This window comes from Paucisalibacillus globulus (assembly GCF_900184735.1).
GTDB lineage: Bacteria > Bacillota > Bacilli > Bacillales > Amphibacillaceae > Ornithinibacillus > Ornithinibacillus globulus_B.
This window is the reverse complement of record NZ_LT855405.1, coordinates 71,121-91,605: the sequence shown is the minus strand read 5'-3', so window position 1 is coordinate 91,605 and position 20,485 is coordinate 71,121. Positions and strand designations below refer to the sequence as shown.

Below are 20,485 nucleotides of genomic sequence, written 5' to 3'. Positions count from 1 at the left end.
ATCTTGTTAGAAAAACAATATAGATTACTAATAAATATTCACCCAAGCTATGGATTATCCCAATCTTGAAATGAATAACCATTCATAAAATAGTTCGATAGAGTCCTACGATTTGAGGGAGTCCTATAGTTAAATTAGAAGAAAATTAAGATAAATAGGGTAGATGGAACTAGTAGTTATTTTGAAAATGCCTAGATTTGTAGGGTACTATAATTGAAAATTCTGAATTAAAATAGAAGCAATAGTTAGTTTAATGTAATCTTACCATTTATTGTTTGTAAGCGGTATCAATTTCTTTGGGGGGTGTCAAACTTCTAGTTCTATTTGAAACGTGTAAAGCTATCTTTTTTTATAATAAAACATAGAGGTGAATGTCTTTGAATAAGGAACAGAAGATTATTGTAGGAAAAACCATGAAGAAGAAATTCTTTACAGCGTTAATGGCTGGTTTTTTAGCTTTTGGTGGTTTAATAGCTGCCTTTGGGTTTACAGGAACAGCATTTGCTTTACCTCTCGGTGGTATTGGGGATTTCTATGTTGAATTTGATGAATTGCAAGGTACAAATTTTCAACTCTTACCACATGTAGGAGAAACAGGGAACTCGGATGCAGAGCCTATGGTTCGAAATAAGATGGATGAAGTGGTCATTACCAACTTGCATATCTATAAGGACCTAGAATTACCGGGAATCGGTTGGGTTAGATTCCATATTCGATCAACAGGTCCAACGAATATTACTGGATTAATTCATGATGCTCGTTTAATCGAAGCGGATTTAAGCTTTAATGAGCTGGAAATTGAAGAAAAGAACACGACTGAGTTTTCTCAAAACTGGTCTCAAAATGCAGCCACAATCAATATTAAGGGTGCCAAAATTGTAACAGATTATTTATTCCAGACAGTGGTTAGTTTAGATGGAGCAAAGATTTCTGCCGAAAGAATCGATGGGCCAGATATGACGACCTTCCCTGGAAGCGGAAAGTAATGTTCATGATTTCAGAAAGGGGATTGTCATGAATCGAAAAGAACAAAAGGCACTTAAAAAACAAGCAAAGCAAGATAGGAAGTTTGAAAAGGTAGTGGATGGAAGTCGATTTAAACAATGGAGAAGCAGACGACCTTTTTGGGGTGCTACACTCACCGTTCTAGCAGGACTAATGATACTTTATATTCCTTTACATCTCTATGCTATTGCATTTATTCCAGGCAGTTTAGTTTTTGTGGGATTTATCTTTGGTGGACTTGTCTTAATTATTGGGCTGTGTGAATACTTTTATCCACAGCTATCAACCTTTTTTGGGATTGCTACCATATTTTTATCCGTTCTTTCCATCATGGGAGCACTAGGAGGATTCTTAATCGGAACACTACTTGGTATCGTTGCAGGAGCTCTAAATATTGCCTGGGATAAGGAAGAAATTGACATGGATACATGGGAACGAAACCGAAAACAGGAGAAATTAGAACAGGTGAATGAAGCGGTATAAGGTGAGTCTGGTAAACGAGGAGAGTTTTAATGAAAACCAAACGAAAGCAACAACTATCGGTTAGTTTGATTTTCATATTGGTTATTTCCACAGTACTTGTACCAATGAGTCACATATTTGCTAGTAGTTCATCACAAGACCCTTCTGGAAATAGTGGTGGGTTTATAATCGAAACGGCAAAAGTGGATGGCTCTATGGATTTAATTGGTGCATTAACTGGCAATATTACCATATATGAAGGGGAAATCCATGGGCTAACGATAACAAAAGTAATGGAGCGAGGGAATGGTCTTGAGCCATTGGTGGTAAGGATCTCTGCGCCGGGTCCAATACCTGTTAAAAACTTGAATGCCCAAACCATGAACAATGAGCTGCCTAATATTGGTGGGCTTTGTAAACCAGGTCAGCCTAGTTGGATTTGTATGGAGAATGTTGTCATGAATGTAGAAGAGCAATTTGTAGAAAGCATCTCCCTAACCAATGCAAATGTTCATACATGTTATCTAAGTGAATGTGGTTCCTTACCTAACTATAATCCGTTAATTAGTCTGGAACAGTTGGAAGAACTTTTAAATGGAAGTGATCAGGAATCTGAGGAAGAAATCCAAGATATTATGGATTTGATTGACGATCAAGAAGAGCTAGTTGAACAACTGGAAGGGCTCTTGGGTCATGTTTCTGACATCATAAATGAATTATTAAATCAGGACTTAGTTGGAAATGTAATCCAACTCGTCACAGAAGTTGAAGATGCTATTACGAGTAAATTAGGATTAGATGATCTGCTGCCATCAATTCATGATATACCATCCATAATGGCATACGTTGATACACAACTTACTACTTCCGCAGAGTTCATAAATGAAGGCGGAACGATGATTGAGGATATTGAGGCTAGCCTACCAACTATCGAGAAATTATTAGCGGATTATGAGAAGAACCATGAAGAATTAATTAAACTACAGGGGCAGAATGGTGTATATGCGACGCTAATTGAACTGGCTAAACTTCAGAAAGCTGGTAAAGAAATTGAATATTCATTAGAAGAAATTCTGGAAGAGAAAACAGAAAATGAGAACGGAATTCAAGCTTTACGTGACAGATACGATAATTTGAAAGCTAAGTTTGAAAAACAAAAGAAGCGGTTTGGAAAATTAAGCTCGGATGTGGAAACATTAGAAGCTGAGCGGGAAATAGCGGAAGAAGACATAAAAGAGTTACAGGCATTACTGGAGCAACTTGGCTTAGGTTCTGATGGTGGTGACTCTGAGGATGGATTGTTGGATCCGGTTCTAGATCCTGTTGAAGAAAATGTGTTAGACCCAATTAAGGAAGAAGTATTAGATCCTGTACTAGACCCGATAAAAGATAATGTTCTAGATCCAGTCTTAGATCCCGTAAAAGATAATGTCCTCGATCCAGTAAAGGAAAATGTATTAGATCCTGTTCTGGAGCCAGTTGAGGATAATGTTCTAGACCCTGTTAAAGAGGAGGTACTAGAGCCAATACTAGACCCGATAACCGGCAAACTATTAGAACCAATTACCGGTGAAGTAATTGATTTAATTCTTGATCCTATATCAGAGAATTTATTAGACCCAATAACAGGGAAGGTGATCATACCAATTCTAAATCCACTAACTGGTAAAATCATAAATCCTCTTACTGGTGAAATCGTAGATCGAGTGTTTAACCAGGAAACTGGTGAATTACTGAATCCTTATAAAGATAGTTTCTTAAAACGGCTATTGGAAAAGATATTAAATCCATTCAATTGGTAGTTAAAAATCCCCCCACGAGTGTGGGGGGATAGTTTCGTTATTGAACATTATCTAACATGTCAAAGACTTGGTTAACGTCCTTATCTCCTCTGCCGGATAGATTGACGATTATACAATCATCTTTGGATAAAGACTTGGCGAGTTTAATCGCATGTGCAACTGCATGGGAGCTTTCTAAAGCGGGAATTATACCTTCTGTTTTAGATAGGACTTGAAAGGCTTCTAAGGCCTCTTCTCCCGTTACACTAACATATTCAGCTCTACCAATCGTTTTTAGATAGCTGTGTTCTGGACCAACCCCAGGATAATCTAATCCAGCAGCTATTGAGTAAGTTGGTTGGGGATTACCAAGCTCATCAAGTAGAGTTAAACATTTGAACCCATGAATGATAGCTGGAACACCTTCTGCCATAGTGGGCGCCTCTTTTGGTTCTACACCAATGAGACGAACTTCTTGTTCATCTAAATAATGAGCAAATGAGCCAATGGCATTACTGCCACCACCAACACAAGCAATGACTGCTTTTGGAAGTTTACCTTCTTTTTCCATGATTTGTCTTTTTGACTCTTCACTAATAACAGCTTGGAAATGTTTCACAATCGATGGATACGGATGTGGTCCAACAGCTGATCCTAATAAGTAAAATGTGTTTTGATAGTTTGCCACCAGGTCTTCTAGGGCAGCATCAACCGCATCTTTTAAGCGTCCTTGACCTTTTTCAACAGGTATGACTTTAGCTCCTAAAAGCTCCATTCGGAATACATTTAGTGCTTGCCTTTTGGTGTCTACCTTACCCATATAAACTGTACACGGAATATCAAACATGGCACAAGCAGTAGCAGTTGCTACACCATGCTGACCTGCTCCAGTTTCAGCAATAATTCGCGTTGCACCCATTCTTTTTGCTAATAGAATTTGCCCGATTACATTATTGATCTTATGGGCACCGGTATGATTGAGGTCCTCACGTTTAAGGTAGATTTTGGCTCCACCTAATTTGTTTGTTAAATTTCTGGCAAAGGTTAATGGATTTTCTCGACCTACATATTCCCTTAAATAATAGCGAAATTCCTCTTGAAAATCCGGGTCATCCTTGTACTTTTCAAATTCAGCATCAAGAATACCTAACACCTTTTGTAAATCCTCTGGGATGAAACTTCCTCCGAACTCACCATAAAAACCTTTCTCAACTACACTCTGCTCTCTCATCTCTCTAAACTCACCTCTTATAAAATTTTGTATTCATTCAGAATACTTGTACAATATTTTAACATGGTGAGCAAATATTGCAATAAGAAGTTAGCTTAATTTTATGAGTAGATAGATACGAAGAAAGGATTTTACATTTAATTATTACTTGTTAAGAGTACTCTCTCTTGTTTTGTTCATACTAACTTTAGATTTGTAAAAAAATAATGGAAGGAGATGAATAGACTTGGAAATGGAAGCTAGAAATCTTACAGAAGAAGTATTACTTGATTATAAAGCTGGATTAGGCACATTTACTAAGAAAATGCCAAAGTTAGCAGAGCAGTATAACGCGTTTACGCAAGAGTGTTTCAAAGAGGGGGTATTGTCCCAAAAGGAAAAGCAGCTTATTGCATTAGGGATAAGTTTGTTTGCCCAAGATGAATATTGCATTATTTATCATCTAAAAGGCTGTCTGGACCAAGGGTGCTCAGAAGAAGAAATTCTAGAGGCTGTTGGAGTGACTGCAGCATTTGGTGGAGGGGCAGCAATGAGTCAGGCGGTTACACTAGTGCAAGAGAGTATAGAAGATCTAAATGAGTTAAAACAATAAAAATGAGAGGTGCACTAAGGCACCTCTCTATTTATTTGTTATCAGTTTTGAAATTGCCTCATGAAGTTTTGTAGTTGGCTGCTGACATGCAAAATTTTCGCAAACATATATTGTAGGCTTGTCTTCTAACATCTTATATTCTGAAGCGAAAGATGCTACGTCGCTAAATATACTCGGATCTTCTGCGATAAGTAAAGAAATGTCCGGTGTGAATGCTTCAGCTAGGGAGCGGAACAACTCATTAGATGTATTACTTCCCCTTAAGATAACCACTTCTTTAGTCGGATTCTCCGTTAGTAGTATACTCTGCATAAAGAAAGTCCCTGCGGATGCTTGTCTGTTTATATCCTCAAAGAAGGTATAGTACATGTCATCTACTTTATCCAGAAATTCAGTCTCACCAGTCAAATACCCCATCTGAACAAGGGCAATTGCAGCAACACTATTTCCAGAAGGAGTAGCACTGTCATAAATTTCCTTATCATTAGAAATTAGTTTCTCATTATCTTTACCACTAAAGAAATACCCGCCATTTTCATCGTCCCAGAATAGAGCGTTCATATCTCTAACAAGTGATTTTCCTCTTATTAAGTAATCCACTTTATAGGTCGTTTGATAAAGTTCAAGATAAGCCAAGATGAGATAAGCATAATCATCTAAGTAACCTTTATACTTGGTTTCACCATCCCGGTAGCGAGCCATTACGCGATTATCCTCAACCAGCTTGGATTCAATGAACTGAATAGCTTTCTCTGCCATATGTAAATAGTCTTCTGATTGAAATACACTACTTGCTTTAGCCAATCCAGCAATCATCATCGCATTCCAGGAGGTTAATATCTTATCATCCACATGAGGATATATTCTCTTTTCACGTTCTGTTAAAAGTTTTCCCCTAGCTTTCTCTAACTGTTTATTTAATTCAGATAATGTGAGATTAAATTCTTCAGCAACACTTTCTAAATTGGCTTTAATTAGATTTGGAATGTTTTTACCCTCAAAGTTACCATAAGGTGTGATCCCATAGGCGATCGTATAAATCTCACCTAAATCCTCGCCAAGTATGTCGTAAATTTCTTCATCTTCCCAAACATAATATTTCCCTTCGACACCTTCAGAATCGGCATCAATAGCAGAATAGAATGATCCTTCTTTGCTGGTCATCTCCCGCTTAATGAAATCCACAATCTGTTCGGCGATTTGTTTATAGAACGGATTTTTAGTAATTTGATAGCATTCTGTATACACCGAAAGTAATAGTGCATTATCATAAAGCATTTTCTCAAAGTGTGGGACAAGCCACTTTTCATCGGTTGAATACCTCGCAAAACCATACCCTACATGGTCCCAAATACCACCTGCAGCCATATGCTGCAATGTACTTTCAACCATTTTTAAGGCAGCAATTTTACCTGTGAAATGGTAATAGCGAAGTAAGAACATTAGATTTTGGGGTTGAGGAAACTTTGGTGCTTCCCAGAAACCACCATATGAAAAGTCAAACCCTCGACCTAATTGTTGAAAGGCTTTGTCTGTGGTTTCAATTGTTAATCGCTCTTTACTTTTTTCACGAGTAGTACCTTCTAATGCTTGCTTTACACTTTCGGTTACCTCAGCGATATGTTCCGGATCAGTAGAATATTTTTTATGTAGTTGTTCTATTGCTTCAATTAATCCAGGTCTTCCATATTTACTTTCTTTAGGGAAATAGGTACCGGCATAGAAAGGGATTTTATCTGGTGTCATAAAAATAGTGAGTGGCCAACCACCATGTCCGGCCATCATCTGGCATACTTTCATATAGATGGAATCAATATCTGGTCTTTCTTCACGGTCTACCTTTATCGATATATAGTGTTCATTTAATAATCTAGCGACTTCTGCATCTTCAAACGATTCATGTGCCATAACGTGACACCAGTGGCAAGTGCGTTAGAATAACCACTAACTATACCCAATAGATAAGAAGATTGGTTTACCTTCTCTTTTTGCTTTATCAAATGCTTCATCTTCCCATGCATACCATTTCACTGGATTATATGCATGTTGAAGTAAATAAGGCGATTTTTCAGCAATTAATCTATTGGGTTTTCTGTTAGTTGTCATAGGGCATCACCTACCTTTTCATTTAACTATATACGGTTACTTTACCACAACTCACCAATTTAATTCCAAAAAATAGGATTAGAAGTAAAGTCAAACCAATATAAATTGGGAAATATTGAATAAGGACTCAATATTAAAATAGAACAGTGGATGCAGGATTTATTTAATGGGTCTAGGAAGCATTATAACAAAATAAAGGAATTTCTTTCTTTTTGTCGAAATAAAGAAATATAGAAAATAAAGGGGGAACATATCAGTGAATAGAAAGAAGATTATTTATAGCATTCTGAAAGAAATAGACAAAGGTAATGAACCAAAAAAAGAAGATTATGAACTTGAAATGGAACAATGGGGTGAAATTGCTTCACTTATTAAAAATGAAGGATATGCAACTGGTATTAATGTTTTATATGCAGATGATAATGTTTATTTAGTTATATATTCTTCACCAAAACTAACAATTAAAGGTATAGACTTTTTAGAAGAAAACAGTGGCTGGGCAAAGACTTATAAAGGATTAAAAGAAGTAAGGGATTGGATTAAACCATAAATGGATTTTTATGTTATATATATTTTAATAACATTGTAGAACTATGGTAAAATTATGTAAAAGTGGGGAAGGGTGGTTAAATGGTAGAAGCAGTTAAAGAAGTGGTTAAAGATGTTGCTGAAGAAGTGTCAGCTAATACTAAAGAGTGTGGGATTATTATGCCTATCGCAGCTATGAACAACTATTCAGCTGAACATTGGGTTGAAGTTAAAAATATAATTGTACAAGCTACTGAATCTATTGATGGAATAAAATTTAACACCAAATTGGTTAGTAATTCTGACGGTGAAGTAGATGTAATACATAAAAGAATAATACAAAACATTTATAATTCCGATATAGTTGTTTGTGATATTAGTGGAAGAAATCCGAATGTATTGTTTGAATTAGGTATGAGATTAACGTTCGATAAGCCAACAATTCTAATAAAAGATGATGTTACAGATTTTATTTTCGATACTGGAGTTATTGAACACATAACTTATCCACGGGACTTACGTTATGGAAGTATAGTAAAATTTAAAAAAGAATTATCTAATAGAATTAAGTTAACATATGAGAAAGCTAAAAGTGACAATAATTTTTCTACTTTTCTTGGTAATTTTGGAGAATTTAAAGTACCAAGTCTAAATCAAACCACTGTTTCAGATGTTAATCAATTAATACTTGATGAGTTGGGTTCAGTACGGAAAGAAATCAGCAATATAAAAAAAGAATCTCTATATAATAAGAACCGAAATAGTAGAGGTTTTATTCCAGTTAATTTGAAAAACATAATAAAGGAGTATTTTAATAATATAAACCCATTTGACTTTGATAAACCTAGTATAATCATTCAGAAAGAGGAATTTAATTCATTTTTAAAAGATAAGAATATTGACCCATATGCTATACAGAATGATGTTCTTATAAAGTATATAGAAGATGCACAAAGTGATGATTTACCGTTTTGATTCAATTTAATTATAATTAAGAATAAAAAAATCCCTTAACATCAATAGAAAATCTTTCCAACAAGAGATGAGTAACAGAGTTGAGTTTTTTTTTCGTACAGAAAAAGCAACTAATAACTAAAAGACCGAAAAAGAAAGGGAACATCTTCCCTTATCTGTATAGTACTATGCATACAAAGTATGACCATTAGTTATTTACGCTTTTCTTTATGATTCTTTACAATAGCTTTTTCTGTATCTGGAAACATTTCAAGAAGTGAAGTGTTTGGTGCTTTTGCACTTCTACCAGCTACAAAAGGATTAACATAGATACGTGTGTATTTTTTTCTGTCTTTCATGCCTTCACCAATAAAGAAAACGTTAGTATTATAAAGTTTACACTGCATCAACTTATTTTTAATTATTGAATGCCGGGGATAACAAAACACTTCAGATAAATTTGTTAATTCAAGTGGTTCAGCACCTTCTTCAAGTTCTACTAAAGGCTGGTTACATAATACACTTGATTCTTTATTGATGAATGGTAGAGCCATAAATAAATTATAAAGGATTTTAGGTGTGTTAATGTAAATTACTATTTTTATCTTTAGCTTTATATAATTCCTAATTTGCTAGTAGGAGGGAGAAAAAATGATTGAAATTAAAAATAGCGTAATTATTCATTCTAATAAGGATCAAGTATTTAATTACTTATGTGACTTTGAAAACTTTCCTTATTGGAATTATTCAGTCTCAAAAGTAGAAAAATTAAATAAGACTAATAATAATGGGTATGAACTATATGGTATTTATAGAAACTCAAGTGGCCCCCGCTATGAAGAAGGATTTATAAAGAATCTAAAGAGGGGGGAGAGAATTGTATTCACAATAAATGGCGGATGGTTTCCATATGAGGTGGAATACAATCTCAGTGGGAAAGAGAATAAAATAGAACTAACTAATCTTGCTCGATTATACCCAAATCTAATTAAGTATGTGCCATTGCTTTTGGCTAAGAATCAATTGAAAAGGGCAGTTGGTCAGAATTTAAATGTTCTAAAAGAAACTTTGGAACAAGCCTAAAAAAAATTATAAGGGCTTTTATAACTCTTTTAACCTAACTTTAGCTTGTTTATCCCCTTTTAATGCCGCTTTTTGATACCATGTTTTCGCTCTTTTTAGGTTTACCGGTGTCCCTATCCCATTCTCGTAACAATGCCCCAGATTAAATTCTCCATAAGAGTCTCCATGATCAGCGGCCATTTTATACCAGGAAATGGCTTCCTCCCCTAGTCCATGTTCTACTGCTTCATGCCCAAGTTTATTGGCTGCGAATACATCACCAGCTAAAGCTGATTTTGTATACCAATCTCTTGATTTGGTAAGGTCCATCTTTGTCCCAACCCCATTTTCATACATATACCCTAGTGTATACATGGCTTCGGGAACTCCTTTTTTAGCTGCCTGTTTAAATAGTTCCAATGCGCGAGTTAAATCTTTTTCGATATATTCGCCACGTAAATACATATCGGCATAGTTATTGATTGCGTCAGGAAATCCTTTCTCAGCTGCCTCTTTATAACTGAGATAAGTCTTTTTTAAATCTTTATCTACAACGTTTCCCATGTAATAATAATTACCCACCCAATAAAGTGCCTCTGCATTCCCAGCTTTTCCTAATGCTTCAAACCAAGGAAATGCCCAATCATCACGTTCAATGTCTTTATATAAGTGGCTAAGTTCTAATTGCGCCTGTACATCTCCGAGAACTGCATTTTGATATAGTATGATAGCTTCTTCTAATTCTTCATCTTCCATGTAAATAACCGATAATCCGTTTGTTGGGGTGACGATTTCCATTAGAATTTCCTGTAAGTTTCGTGTAATTATGAATCTATATTCCTCACTAAAATTTGTTAAATTAGATAATTGGTTGTATAACAAATTAATATCATCCGGAAGATAAAGTGTAGGAGAAATACACTCCTTAAGAATGGACTGGAGTACATCAATATTAACGTCGCTTTTTATAACATTTTCTAATTGGACGGCAGTATATGTAAATCCTTTGTTATTCAATTCCTTTCGTAAATCTTGCAATTCCACCAATAAACAGTCACCTTTCTTCATCATTTTTATAGAGTATCTCATATTTTAAAAGGTGTTGCACGAAATTGAAAATAGAAAATATTAATCCCATTTCCATATTCTTACTACTACTCAAAAGCGAAAACGTGGAAACAATAGTAAATGAAACGATTACATATAAATGATTCATCATATTACTACTTTTTTGAACAATTTCACTTCTTGATAAACCCTTTACGTGACCAGATATTTATTTTACACTGTTCAAGTCAACTACTTGAAAGTTTTCAGTTTATTTACGAAATTTAAACATCAGGAGGCTATTCTTCAATGAAATCACATGATAAGGAGTCCATTTTAAAAACCATTCCTCAAAAAGGTTTTTTTGGTCATCCGAAAGGTTTATCAACGCTATTTTTCACTGAGTTCTGGGAACGTTTCTCGTACTATGGAATGCGTGCCATCTTACTATTCTATATGTACTATGAAGTTAAAGATGGTGGACTTGGTATTGAGCAAACTACAGCTAATTCCATTATGGCGATTTATGGATCGCTTGTTTATATGTCCGGTATTATCGGTGGATGGATTGCTGACCGAATCTTAGGAACAGCCCGGACCGTATTCCATGGTGGAGTACTCATTATGGTTGGTCACATTATTCTAGCTTTACCGCTAGGTGCACCAGGATTATTTATCTCTATGTTCTTTATTATTATCGGTACTGGATTACTAAAGCCAAACGTTGGTGGTATGGTTGGGGATCTTTATAGCATGAAAGACCCACGCCGTGATTCAGGTTTTAGTATCTATTATATGGGTATTAACATGGGTGCTTTTATCGCTCCATATATTGTTGGAACACTAGGTGAAGGAGTTAACTTCCACTTAGGATTTGGTGTTGCAGCAATTGGAATGGCTATTGGGTTAATTGTGTATGTTATCACGCGTAAAAAGTTTCTTGGACTAGCAGGTACTGTAGTTCCAAATCCATTAACGAAACCTGAAAAAGGTCGTATTACGAAGATTATTCTTCTTGTACTTGTTGTCTTAGGTATAGTTGGCTGGGCTGGAATTTCTGGTGGATGGTTAACTGTTGAACGTGTTATCTTTTCAATTAGTATTCTAGGTATTATTATACCAACTGCATACTTTATCTTTATGTATCGTAGTCCTAAAACAACAAAAGATGAAAAATCTCGTCTGTTAGCATATATTCCTTTGTTCGTAGCAGCAATGGTATTCTGGGCAATTGCAGAACAGCAGTCTAGTATCCTTGCGACATTTGCTAATGAGCGTACAGACTTAAACTTCATGGGAATTGAGTTACACGCATCATGGTTCCAGTCACTGAACCCATTGTTCATTATTATGTTTGCACCTTTATTTGCGGGACTATGGACTAAACTCGGAGACAAGCAACCATCTGTTGCTCAAAAATTCTCATTTGGTCTTGTTTTTGCCGGTTTAGCATTTATTGTCATGATGCTACCAGCATATTTAAACGGTGGTACAGGTACATTAGTAAGTCCATTGTGGTTAGTACTATGTTTCTTCCTAATTGTAATGGGTGAATTACTAATATCACCAGTAGGATTATCTGCTTCAACCAAACTTGCACCTGCAGCTTTTGCAGCACAGATGATGAGTCTCTGGAACCTTTCCAATTCATCCGCGCAAGCTATTAACGCACAGGTTGTACGTTTCTATACAGAAGAAACAGAAATCATGTACTTCGGTGTTATTGGTGGTATTGCCATCGTACTAGGAATTGTATTATTTATGTTCTCGCCAAAACTAAAAGAGTTTATGAAAGGCTTGAATTAAGCTTTCAGAAAAGCTGACCCCGAATCGGGATATCCTGATTCGGGGGTCAGCTTTTTTTTATGAAGGCTGTTTTTGAAATGCAGGCTGAGGTCGGGGCCTCAGGAAAGCGGAGTGATCTGCCGGAGCTGTATCATTCCTCCATACTAATTAATTTTAGAGGGTATTTACCGCACAGTTTCTATTAAATTACACGTTAGGATATTAGTCTATTCATAGCATATATCAAAGACAAAGTTAACGGAGAACTGATAACTCTGTCTAATAGAGGGGTTCTAAAAGACAAAGTTTTGAAAAAAGCAGTAACTCTGTCAAATAGAAGGATTCTAAAAGACAAAGTTTTGAAAAAAGCAGTAACTCTGTCTAATAGAGGGGTTCTAAAAGACAAAGTTTTGAAAAAAGCAGTAACTCTGTCAAATAGAAGGATTCTAAAGGACAAAGTTTTGAGAAAATCAGTAACTATGTCCAATAGATGGATTCTAAAAGACAAATTTCTGAGAAAAGCAGAAACTCTGTCTAATAGATGGGTTCTAAAAGACAAAGTTAAAGAAAAAGCAACAGACATGTCTATTAGAATAGCTCTAACAGACAAACTCCAATACATGCCAGGAAATCTGTCCATTAGAGAACAACATCCCAATCAAAACCTCAAACAACCATTCCAAGCCTATAATATGATAAAGTAATTGTTATAATATGGAATACACCAACTAGGAGAGATAGCATGGAACGCCTGACGAAATATAAGAAAAACTATCATATCGATCTCAATGATGTAGATTTTAAAAAGGAATTAAAACTTAGCTCACTATTTGGTTATTTTCAAGATGTTGCTAATTTAGCTGCAGAAAACTTAGGAGTAGGAATTAATCAATTAGTTGAAAATTATGGGGTTGCCTTTGTGCTAATGCGAATTCGTATTGATATAATTCGAAATCTAGAATTTGATGAGGAAATCACCATCGAAACTTGGCCACTAAAACCAGGAAAGCTCGAATTTGAACGGGATTATATTGTCTATGATCAAAGCGGGGAAGCAATTGCTAGAGCTGTTTCAGTTTGGGTAATTATGGATTTAAAGAGGCGTAGACTAAAGCGTAGTGAAGCTATTAATTTAGAATACCCTGAGTTAATTACAGAAAAGGCTATCGATGTGGACCTAGGAAAATTAAAAGCATCTGAGAATCTGGAAACTGTTTATCATAAAACGATTGGCTACAGCGATATTGATTTTAATGGACATTTAAATAACTCACGATATGTGGACTTCATTATGGATTGTTTTCCATTAGAAGAGCATCAAAACTACTATACAAGTTCTATTGAGGTTAATTATTTAAATGAGGCACTGCCTGGGGATACGTTGATTCTTAGAAAAGATGTGTCTCAATTAGAAGATAATCTTGTATATGTAGAGGGAATTCGGGCAGAAGATGATAAAACGGTATTTCGTTCACAAGTAAGGATAGAGAAAAACTAAGAGAAAAGGAATTGGAAGCTAATCCAATTCCTTTTCTTTATTGGTGTTTTTTCCTAATGATCAAGAATCCAATAACACCTACTGCAATAAGACCTAAAACAAGGTACCAATAAGGAAACGTTACTTCATTAGTATTATCATTGTCTTCTTCCAGTATAAATATCTCCGAAGATTCTTTTGGTAATGTGATGACATAGCCATCCTTCTCTTTCTTGATTACCTTATCTCCAAAAACGGGGATAAGTTGAGAATCTCCTGTAAGCATATCATCTGTTAGAATGATTTCTTGATCTTCGGTTGTATTATTCATAGCGACAATTACATTATTCTTTTCATATGTTCTACTAAAGACCGTCGTTCCTACCTTATCTACTAATACTTCTAGGTCACCATGGGTTAGTGCGGGGTGATCTTTTCTTATATCACCTAAAGTTGAGATATAAGATACTAATTCATGATCGGTGAAGTCCATCATTCTCCTATTGTCCGGGTCATTCCCACCGTCCATAGCAATCTCGGTTCCGTAATAAACGATTGGTATTCCTGGAGCAGTATACATATACGTTAGTGCCAATTTTAATCTTGTAACGGGGTCCTGCTTATTTTCAATCGCTAAACGTACAAATCGTTGATTATCATGATTGTCGATAAAATTCCCCAACACATAGGGGTTTTCATATAAGGATTTATTTCGTTCCCAGATTCCTTGCATATACTTACCAATACGCTGATCGGGTCTACTAAAGATTCTGGTTGCCTCATTATAGAATGGGTAATCTACAAACGAGTCAATTCCAGTTTCAGCATAATCTGCAACATAAGTAGGGTCATTATGCCACACCTCACCAATTAGGAAAAAGTTATCTTTAACTGATTTTACTTCTCTTGCGAACTCCTCCCAAAAATCTTTTGGTACATGTTTAACGGTATCTAATCGGTAACCGTCTACATCGGTCTCTTGAATCCACCATTTTGCCATGTCCAACAAATACTCTCGCACTTCTGGGTTCTCCTGGGCAAGGTCTGGTAATCCTGCTAAACGGCCATTCTCCACATTTTCTTGATTATCCCAATCGAGAATGGCTTCATCCTCATGAAACCAATCTTGTTTATCCGGGTCATCTAACCATGGATGTTGATAGCCAGTATGATTCACAACTAAATCCAAGATAATCTTAATATCTCGATTATGTGCTTCTTGGACAAGTGTTTTAAATTCTTCCATAGTCCCAAAATGTTCTTCCACTTCGTAGAAATCTTCTGTCCAGTATCCGTGGTAGCCCTTTGGTTCATTTTTTACAATAGGAGTTAACCAAATAGCGGTAAAACCCATTTCTTTTATATAATCCAACTTATCAATAATACCTTGGAAATCTCCTCCATGATATGCAGCCGGGTCATTTAAGTCAACTTCATAATCATTAGATGTGTCTCCATTTGCAAAACGGTCCACCATAATAAAATAAATAGTTTCGTCCTGCCATGTATGGTCATCAGCATGAATGATAGCTTTTCCGGTTAAACAAAATATCATGATAAGGCAAGCAATCGATATTTTTTTCATTGTAATTTCTCCCTTTGTATAAATCCAATTAGCTAAATTGTTTGTTCCAGAATCCGGTAGCCCATACTGCTAACATGAACTTGGTCATTGGTTAGTTCTGTCTTAGAATCACTAGCTAACAAGACTTCCTTAATTGGATTATTCGTTTTAAAGATTTTTCCAATAGGGACTTGTATTTCTTGAGTACTATTATTCAAAATGAAGACCATACGCTTCTCATGATTAAACTTCTCATAGATTGCATAGTTGTACTTGTCATCTGCATGTATAAAACGAAATTCGGCATCATTACCGAATACTGGGTCTTTCTTGCGCCATTCGATTAACTTCTTTATATAAGTAAACAATTCTCGATTTTGGTTTTCTTCTTCCCATTCCATACATGCACGACAACCAGGATCTTGTCCGCCACTCATACCAATCTCATCCCCGTAGTAAATACAAGGGGAGCCAATAAAGCTTAATTGGAATAAGTATAAGAGTTTAACGCGGTCTATATTTTCATTTGCTAAGGTAAGAACTCTAGGCGTGTCATGACTACCGAGCAAATTAAATGCTACTTCATTCACATTTTTGGGGTACATATGCTGAACCTTTACGAGTGAGTCTTGGAATTTCTGAGCACTAATTTCCTCTTTGGCAAAGAAGTTGATAGCACTATTGGTAAATGGATAATTCATTACAGCATCAAACTGGTCCCCTTGTAGCCAAGGCATGGAATCATGCCAAATCTCTCCTAATATATAAGCATCTGGTTTTACTTCTTTAACAGTTCTTCTAAAATCTCTCCAAAAAGCATGGTCAACCTCGTTTGCCACATCAAGTCGCCAGCCATCAATATCAAATTCCTCAACCCAGTAGCGAGCAACTTGTAATAGGTATTCCCGCACTTCCGGGTTTTCTGTATTTAATTTTGGCATTGCTGAAACAAAAGCAAATGTATCATAATTCGGTTTTGGTTCTGTTACAACTGGGAAATCCCATAGATGGAACCACTCTTTATACCTAGATTTCTCTTGGTTTTTTAAAACATCTTGGAACGGTGCAAAATAATAGCCGCTATGGTTAAACACGGCGTCTAACATTACGCGAATACCTCGTTTATGGCATTCTTTTACGAGACGGCGGAATGTTTCTTTATCACCAAACTGTGGGTCTATTTCCATATAATCAATGGTGTCATACTTGTGGTTTGAATGGGCCTTGAAAATTGGAGTAAAATATATTCCACCTATTCCTAGGTCTTCTAAATGATCTAGGTGGTCGATTACTCCTTGAAAATCTCCGCCAAAGAAGTTATTGGGTTTTGGTTCTGCGCTCCCCCATGGCAAAACCCCCTTAGGGTTAATGCTAGGATCTCCATTCCCAAAGCGTTCGGGAAAAATCTGATACCAAATTGTATCTTTGACCCAAGATGGTGCTGTGAAAACATCTACTTTATTTACGTATGGGAAACAAAAGAAGTTAGCGATATCAGTAGGTTGTTCATCAAAGATTCCACCTTCTGTGTAAAAACAAACTTCCTCTATACTCTCTAGTCGAAAACCATACCGCATTCTACGGAATTCAGGCTTTACGGCAACAGACCAATAATCTAATTGGGATGTAGAACCAGTTCTTTCCATCGATAATGTTTTGGTTTGCCAAAGGTCATTCTCCCATTCATATGGATCACCATAAATTAATTCTACATGGTTTACATCTCCTGCTTTTGTTTGCAGCATGATATGTAATGTATCTTCATCATAGGCATAAGCAAAGTTATTTTTAGGCCGATGATAGATGGCTTCTCTTAACATATTAAACACTCCTCTTTGTACAATCGTTTGCATAAACATTTGCAATTTCATAGATATAACTGTTAAATCTTTAAAAATAGTATAACAGAAATACGAAACTATGAAAGCGTTAACGTAACTTAAATAAATAGAAAAATATTTAAGTGAAAGGGGTTGCAAAAAACTAGTAACCTTGTATAATGAAATAGAAATGGTTGTGCAAACGTTTTCCTAAATTGTGTTGTGCAAACGTTATCACTACATCCTCTGGGGGGTAAATTATAATGAAAAAATGGTTAGGATTATTTGTTGCTTTAGTACTTTTTGCCGTACTTGCAGCATGTGGACCAGATGAAGCGAAAGATTCAGATAAGAAGGATTCGACTTCAAATAGCGGTGAATCTGCAGAAAGCAGTATGCCTGAAAAACCAGAAAGTCTAACTATCTGGGTAAATGCGGAAGAAAAACAAGAACAAGCGGTAAAACAAATTACTGATAAATATACCGAAGAAACTGGTATCGCAGTTGAGCTTGTTCCAATTAACATGCTTGACCAAGTTGAAAAATTAGATGTGGAAGGCCCTGCGGGTAACGGTCCAGACATTATCTTCCAACCACATGACCGTATTGGTGACCTTGCAATGCGTGGATTGGTAGATCCAGTTGATTTAAGTGATGTTGAATCTGAGTATACAGATATCGCATTAAAAGCTGTAACATATGATGGCGACTACTGGGGTGCTCCAGCAGTTATGGAAACATATGCAATGTACTACAATAAATCGTTAACTGATGCTCCTGAAACAATGGAAGATATTATGGCAGTAGCAGCAGACTTTACAGATGCTAGCCAAGACAAATATGGTTTCCTAATGGAAGCTGCTAACTTCTACTTCGTATATCCATTCTTCTCTGGATATGGTGCTTATGTATTTGCTAACGATGGTGAAAACTATGACATCGCTGATGTTGGTTTAGCTAATGATGGTGCAAAAGAAGGTGGAGACTTAGTTCAATCTTGGTTCAATAATGGATATATTCCACAAGATTTAACACCTGATATTATGAATGGTCTATTTAAAGAAGGTAAAGTTGCAACAGTATTAAACGGTCCTTGGATGGTTCGTGAATACCAAGAAGCACTTGGTGAAGACTTAGGCGTTGTGCCTCTTCCACTTCTTGATAACGGTGAAAATCCAAAGTCATTTGTAGGGGTAAAATCTTACATGCTTTCTTACTACTCAGATAACAAAGAGTGGGCAACTGATCTATTGAAATATATTACAAACGAAGAAAACTCAATGGTTTACTATGAAGTTGCAGGAGAAATCCCGCCACGTTATGACGCTATTGAAAACCCAATCATCGCTGATGATGAAATCTACTCTGCATTTGCTGAGCAAACAAACTATGGTGAACCAATGCCTAACGTACCAGCAATGCAACAAGTATGGGAGCCAATCAACAACGCACTGAACTTTATTTCTAAGGGTGAGCCTGTTGATGAAGTAATGGAAGAAGCTGTTGAAATGATTCTAAGCAATATTGAAGCTTCTGGTGCTAACTAATTATAAATGTTAAGGAATATGGGGGCTTCGTGCTCCCATATCCTATTTCACTACCTTTTCAGAAAATACTAGTTTATTAGATTTATAATAGGATTTTAGATTGAGTACGTGAAGGAATTAGAATCGATAGCGTTAAAATTTTGCGTATGAAGTATAGAGAAAACTAATCGATTCGCCAAAGAGAGGTGAATATCAAGTTTTCTAAGGAGGAAACAAAAACATGGCACAGAATCAAGATAAGAGGAAAACCGGATTAAGCCAACCTCGAAATATTGCTACACTGTTATCTGTCCTTGTTCCAGGTTTAGGGCAGTTTTACAATCGTAGAATACTAAAAGGATTTATTTTTCTACTCGTAGCGGTATCCTTTCTAGTCGCGACATGGGACTACTTAGATATCGGTATTTGGGGATTGTTTACATTAGGAACAATTCCACGTGAACACCATTCCATACAACTGTTGTTACAAGGACTTATCTCATTAATTGTATTGTTCTTTGGAATTATCGTTTATATCTATAATATTCGAGATGCAAGGAAGGATGCAATTGCAAGAGAAGAGGGAAGGAAGAAACCAACTCTTCTAAAAGGAATGCTAGATTTTTATGATGGTGGATTTCCATATTTTATGATTATTCCTGGTTTAATCATGCTAGTATTTATCGTAGTTTTACCACTACTATTTATGCTTGCATTAGCATTTACCGATTATAACCAGTACAATGCACCACCTCGTAATCTACTTTCTTGGGTAGGCTTTGATAACTTTGTAGATTTAGTGAATATTGGTGTTTGGAAAGATACCTTCTTTAGTGTGTTTACTTGGACGATTGTATGGACAGTTGTTGCTACCACATTACAAATTGTCCTCGGATTTTTCTTAGCCTTGTTAGTGAATGACAAGCGCGTTAAGTTTAAACGTACTATCCGTACAGTGCTAATTTTACCTTGGGCTGTACCGGCGTTTGTTTCTATCTTAATTTTCTCTGCACTATTTAATCCGACGTTTGGGGCGATTAACCGTGATATCCTAAGTCAGTTTGAGATTATGATTCCATGGTTATCTGATCCATTCTGGGCTAAGATTGCACTGATTATGATTCAAACTTGGCTAGGTTTCCCGTTTGTGTTTGCCTTGTTTACTGGAGTACTCCAAAGTGTTCCAGCCGATATGTATGAAGCAGCTGATGTAGACGGTGGTTCCCGTTGGCAAAAATTACGCCACATTACATTACCACACGTGCTTTATGCAACAGCACCTCTATTAATCATGCAATATGCTGGTAACTTTAATAACTTTAATATTATCTATCTATTTAATGAAGGTAACCCTGCCGTCCGCGGACAAAATGCAGGGGGAACAGACATCCTTATCTCGTGGGTGTACAAATTGACATTTGAAACAAATAACTACAATATGGCAGCTGCAATTACCATTATTATGGGGCTTCTCGTTATGGGATTTGCTTTCTTCCAATTCAGAAAAACTGCTGCATTTAAAGAGGAGGGACGTTACTAATGGCT

At 36.1% G+C, this 20,485-nt stretch carries 17 protein-coding genes and 1 pseudogene; 12 read left to right on the top strand and 6 right to left on the bottom strand.

Features of this window, described 5'->3' with window-relative positions:
- The first annotated feature begins 371 nt into the window (after positions 1–371).
- From BN999_RS18515 to BN999_RS18505, 3 genes are read left to right on the top strand one after another with little or no spacing between them, the layout of a single operon-like run.
- Entirely contained in the window at positions 372–986 is a 615-nt protein-coding gene (locus BN999_RS18515; protein ID WP_176482040.1) for a DUF6230 family protein, read from the top strand.
- A 28-nt stretch (positions 987–1,014) separates the two neighbouring features.
- Positions 1,015–1,488, top strand: coding sequence for a DUF6114 domain-containing protein (locus BN999_RS18510; protein WP_176482039.1), 474 nt, complete (start codon positions 1,015–1,017; stop codon positions 1,486–1,488).
- Positions 1,489–1,517: 29 nt separating this feature from the next.
- Positions 1,518–3,269, top strand: coding sequence for a hypothetical protein (locus BN999_RS18505; RefSeq protein ID WP_096273941.1), 1,752 nt, complete (start codon positions 1,518–1,520; stop codon positions 3,267–3,269).
- A 37-nt stretch (positions 3,270–3,306) separates the two neighbouring features.
- Here BN999_RS18505 and trpB read toward each other — a convergent pair whose 3' ends face one another.
- Positions 3,307–4,479 (bottom strand): tryptophan synthase subunit beta, encoded by a 1,173-nt coding sequence (trpB, locus tag BN999_RS18500; protein WP_096273939.1) that lies wholly within the window; start codon positions 4,477–4,479, stop codon positions 3,307–3,309.
- A 226-nt stretch (positions 4,480–4,705) separates the two neighbouring features.
- Between trpB and BN999_RS18495 the strand changes: the two genes are divergently transcribed.
- On the top strand, positions 4,706–5,071 hold the full coding sequence (locus tag BN999_RS18495) for a carboxymuconolactone decarboxylase family protein (RefSeq protein ID WP_096273937.1): 366 nt from the start codon (positions 4,706–4,708) through the stop codon (positions 5,069–5,071).
- 27 nt (positions 5,072–5,098) lie between these two features.
- Here the strand turns inward: BN999_RS18495 and BN999_RS18490 are convergent.
- Positions 5,099–7,177: pseudogene (locus BN999_RS18490) on the bottom strand (thioredoxin domain-containing protein).
- A gap of 256 nt (positions 7,178–7,433) precedes the next feature.
- On the opposite strand from BN999_RS18490, the gene BN999_RS18480 reads away from it, so the two are divergent.
- Complete coding sequence (locus BN999_RS18480; RefSeq protein ID WP_176482038.1) at positions 7,434–7,727, top strand: YjcQ family protein; 294 nt, start codon at positions 7,434–7,436, stop codon at positions 7,725–7,727.
- Between the two features lie 80 nt (positions 7,728–7,807).
- Positions 7,808–8,680 (top strand): RNA helicase, encoded by an 873-nt coding sequence (locus tag BN999_RS18475; protein ID WP_096273929.1) that lies wholly within the window; start codon positions 7,808–7,810, stop codon positions 8,678–8,680.
- A gap of 191 nt (positions 8,681–8,871) precedes the next feature.
- Here the strand turns inward: BN999_RS18475 and BN999_RS18470 are convergent, their stop codons facing one another.
- Positions 8,872–9,213: a hypothetical protein gene (locus tag BN999_RS18470; protein WP_096273927.1), complete on the bottom strand. Its 342-nt coding sequence runs from the start codon at positions 9,211–9,213 to the stop codon at positions 8,872–8,874.
- A 97-nt stretch (positions 9,214–9,310) separates the two neighbouring features.
- On the opposite strand from BN999_RS18470, the gene BN999_RS18465 reads away from it, so the two are divergent.
- Positions 9,311–9,742: an SRPBCC family protein gene (locus BN999_RS18465; RefSeq protein ID WP_096273925.1), complete on the top strand. Its 432-nt coding sequence runs from the start codon at positions 9,311–9,313 to the stop codon at positions 9,740–9,742.
- 18 nt (positions 9,743–9,760) lie between these two features.
- Here BN999_RS18465 and BN999_RS18460 read toward each other — a convergent pair whose 3' ends face one another.
- Positions 9,761–10,765 carry a tetratricopeptide repeat protein gene (locus BN999_RS18460; protein WP_096274421.1) on the bottom strand — a complete coding sequence of 335 codons (1,005 nt, stop codon included), beginning with the start codon at positions 10,763–10,765 and terminating at the stop codon, positions 9,761–9,763.
- Positions 10,766–11,077: 312 nt separating this feature from the next.
- Here BN999_RS18460 and BN999_RS18455 point away from each other — a divergent pair, with 312 nt between their 5' ends.
- The 3 genes from BN999_RS18455 (at position 11,078) to BN999_RS18445 (ending at position 14,051) form a co-directional block, all read left to right on the top strand.
- Complete coding sequence (locus BN999_RS18455; protein WP_096273923.1) at positions 11,078–12,574, top strand: peptide MFS transporter; 1,497 nt, start codon at positions 11,078–11,080, stop codon at positions 12,572–12,574.
- Between the two features lie 287 nt (positions 12,575–12,861).
- The gene (locus tag BN999_RS18450) at positions 12,862–13,257 is read left to right on the top strand and encodes a hypothetical protein (RefSeq protein ID WP_096273921.1); all 396 of its coding nucleotides are present in this window, start codon (positions 12,862–12,864) and stop codon (positions 13,255–13,257) included.
- Between the two features lie 38 nt (positions 13,258–13,295).
- On the top strand, positions 13,296–14,051 hold the full coding sequence (locus BN999_RS18445; protein ID WP_096273919.1) for an acyl-[acyl-carrier-protein] thioesterase: 756 nt from the start codon (positions 13,296–13,298) through the stop codon (positions 14,049–14,051).
- A gap of 37 nt (positions 14,052–14,088) precedes the next feature.
- Here the strand turns inward: BN999_RS18445 and BN999_RS18440 are convergent, their stop codons facing one another.
- The gene (locus BN999_RS18440) at positions 14,089–15,615 is read right to left on the bottom strand and encodes an alpha-amylase family glycosyl hydrolase (RefSeq protein WP_096273917.1); all 1,527 of its coding nucleotides are present in this window, start codon (positions 15,613–15,615) and stop codon (positions 14,089–14,091) included.
- A gap of 32 nt (positions 15,616–15,647) precedes the next feature.
- A complete protein-coding gene (locus BN999_RS18435) occupies positions 15,648–17,414 on the bottom strand; it encodes a glycoside hydrolase family 13 protein (RefSeq protein WP_096273915.1) in 1,767 nt (588 codons plus the stop codon).
- 263 nt (positions 17,415–17,677) lie between these two features.
- On the opposite strand from BN999_RS18435, the gene BN999_RS18430 reads away from it, so the two are divergent.
- Positions 17,678–18,961: a sugar ABC transporter substrate-binding protein gene (locus BN999_RS18430; RefSeq protein ID WP_096273913.1), complete on the top strand. Its 1,284-nt coding sequence runs from the start codon at positions 17,678–17,680 to the stop codon at positions 18,959–18,961.
- 220 nt (positions 18,962–19,181) lie between these two features.
- The gene (locus BN999_RS18425) at positions 19,182–20,480 is read left to right on the top strand and encodes a carbohydrate ABC transporter permease (RefSeq protein WP_096273911.1); all 1,299 of its coding nucleotides are present in this window, start codon (positions 19,182–19,184) and stop codon (positions 20,478–20,480) included.
- Positions 20,481–20,485 lie beyond the last annotated feature (5 nt).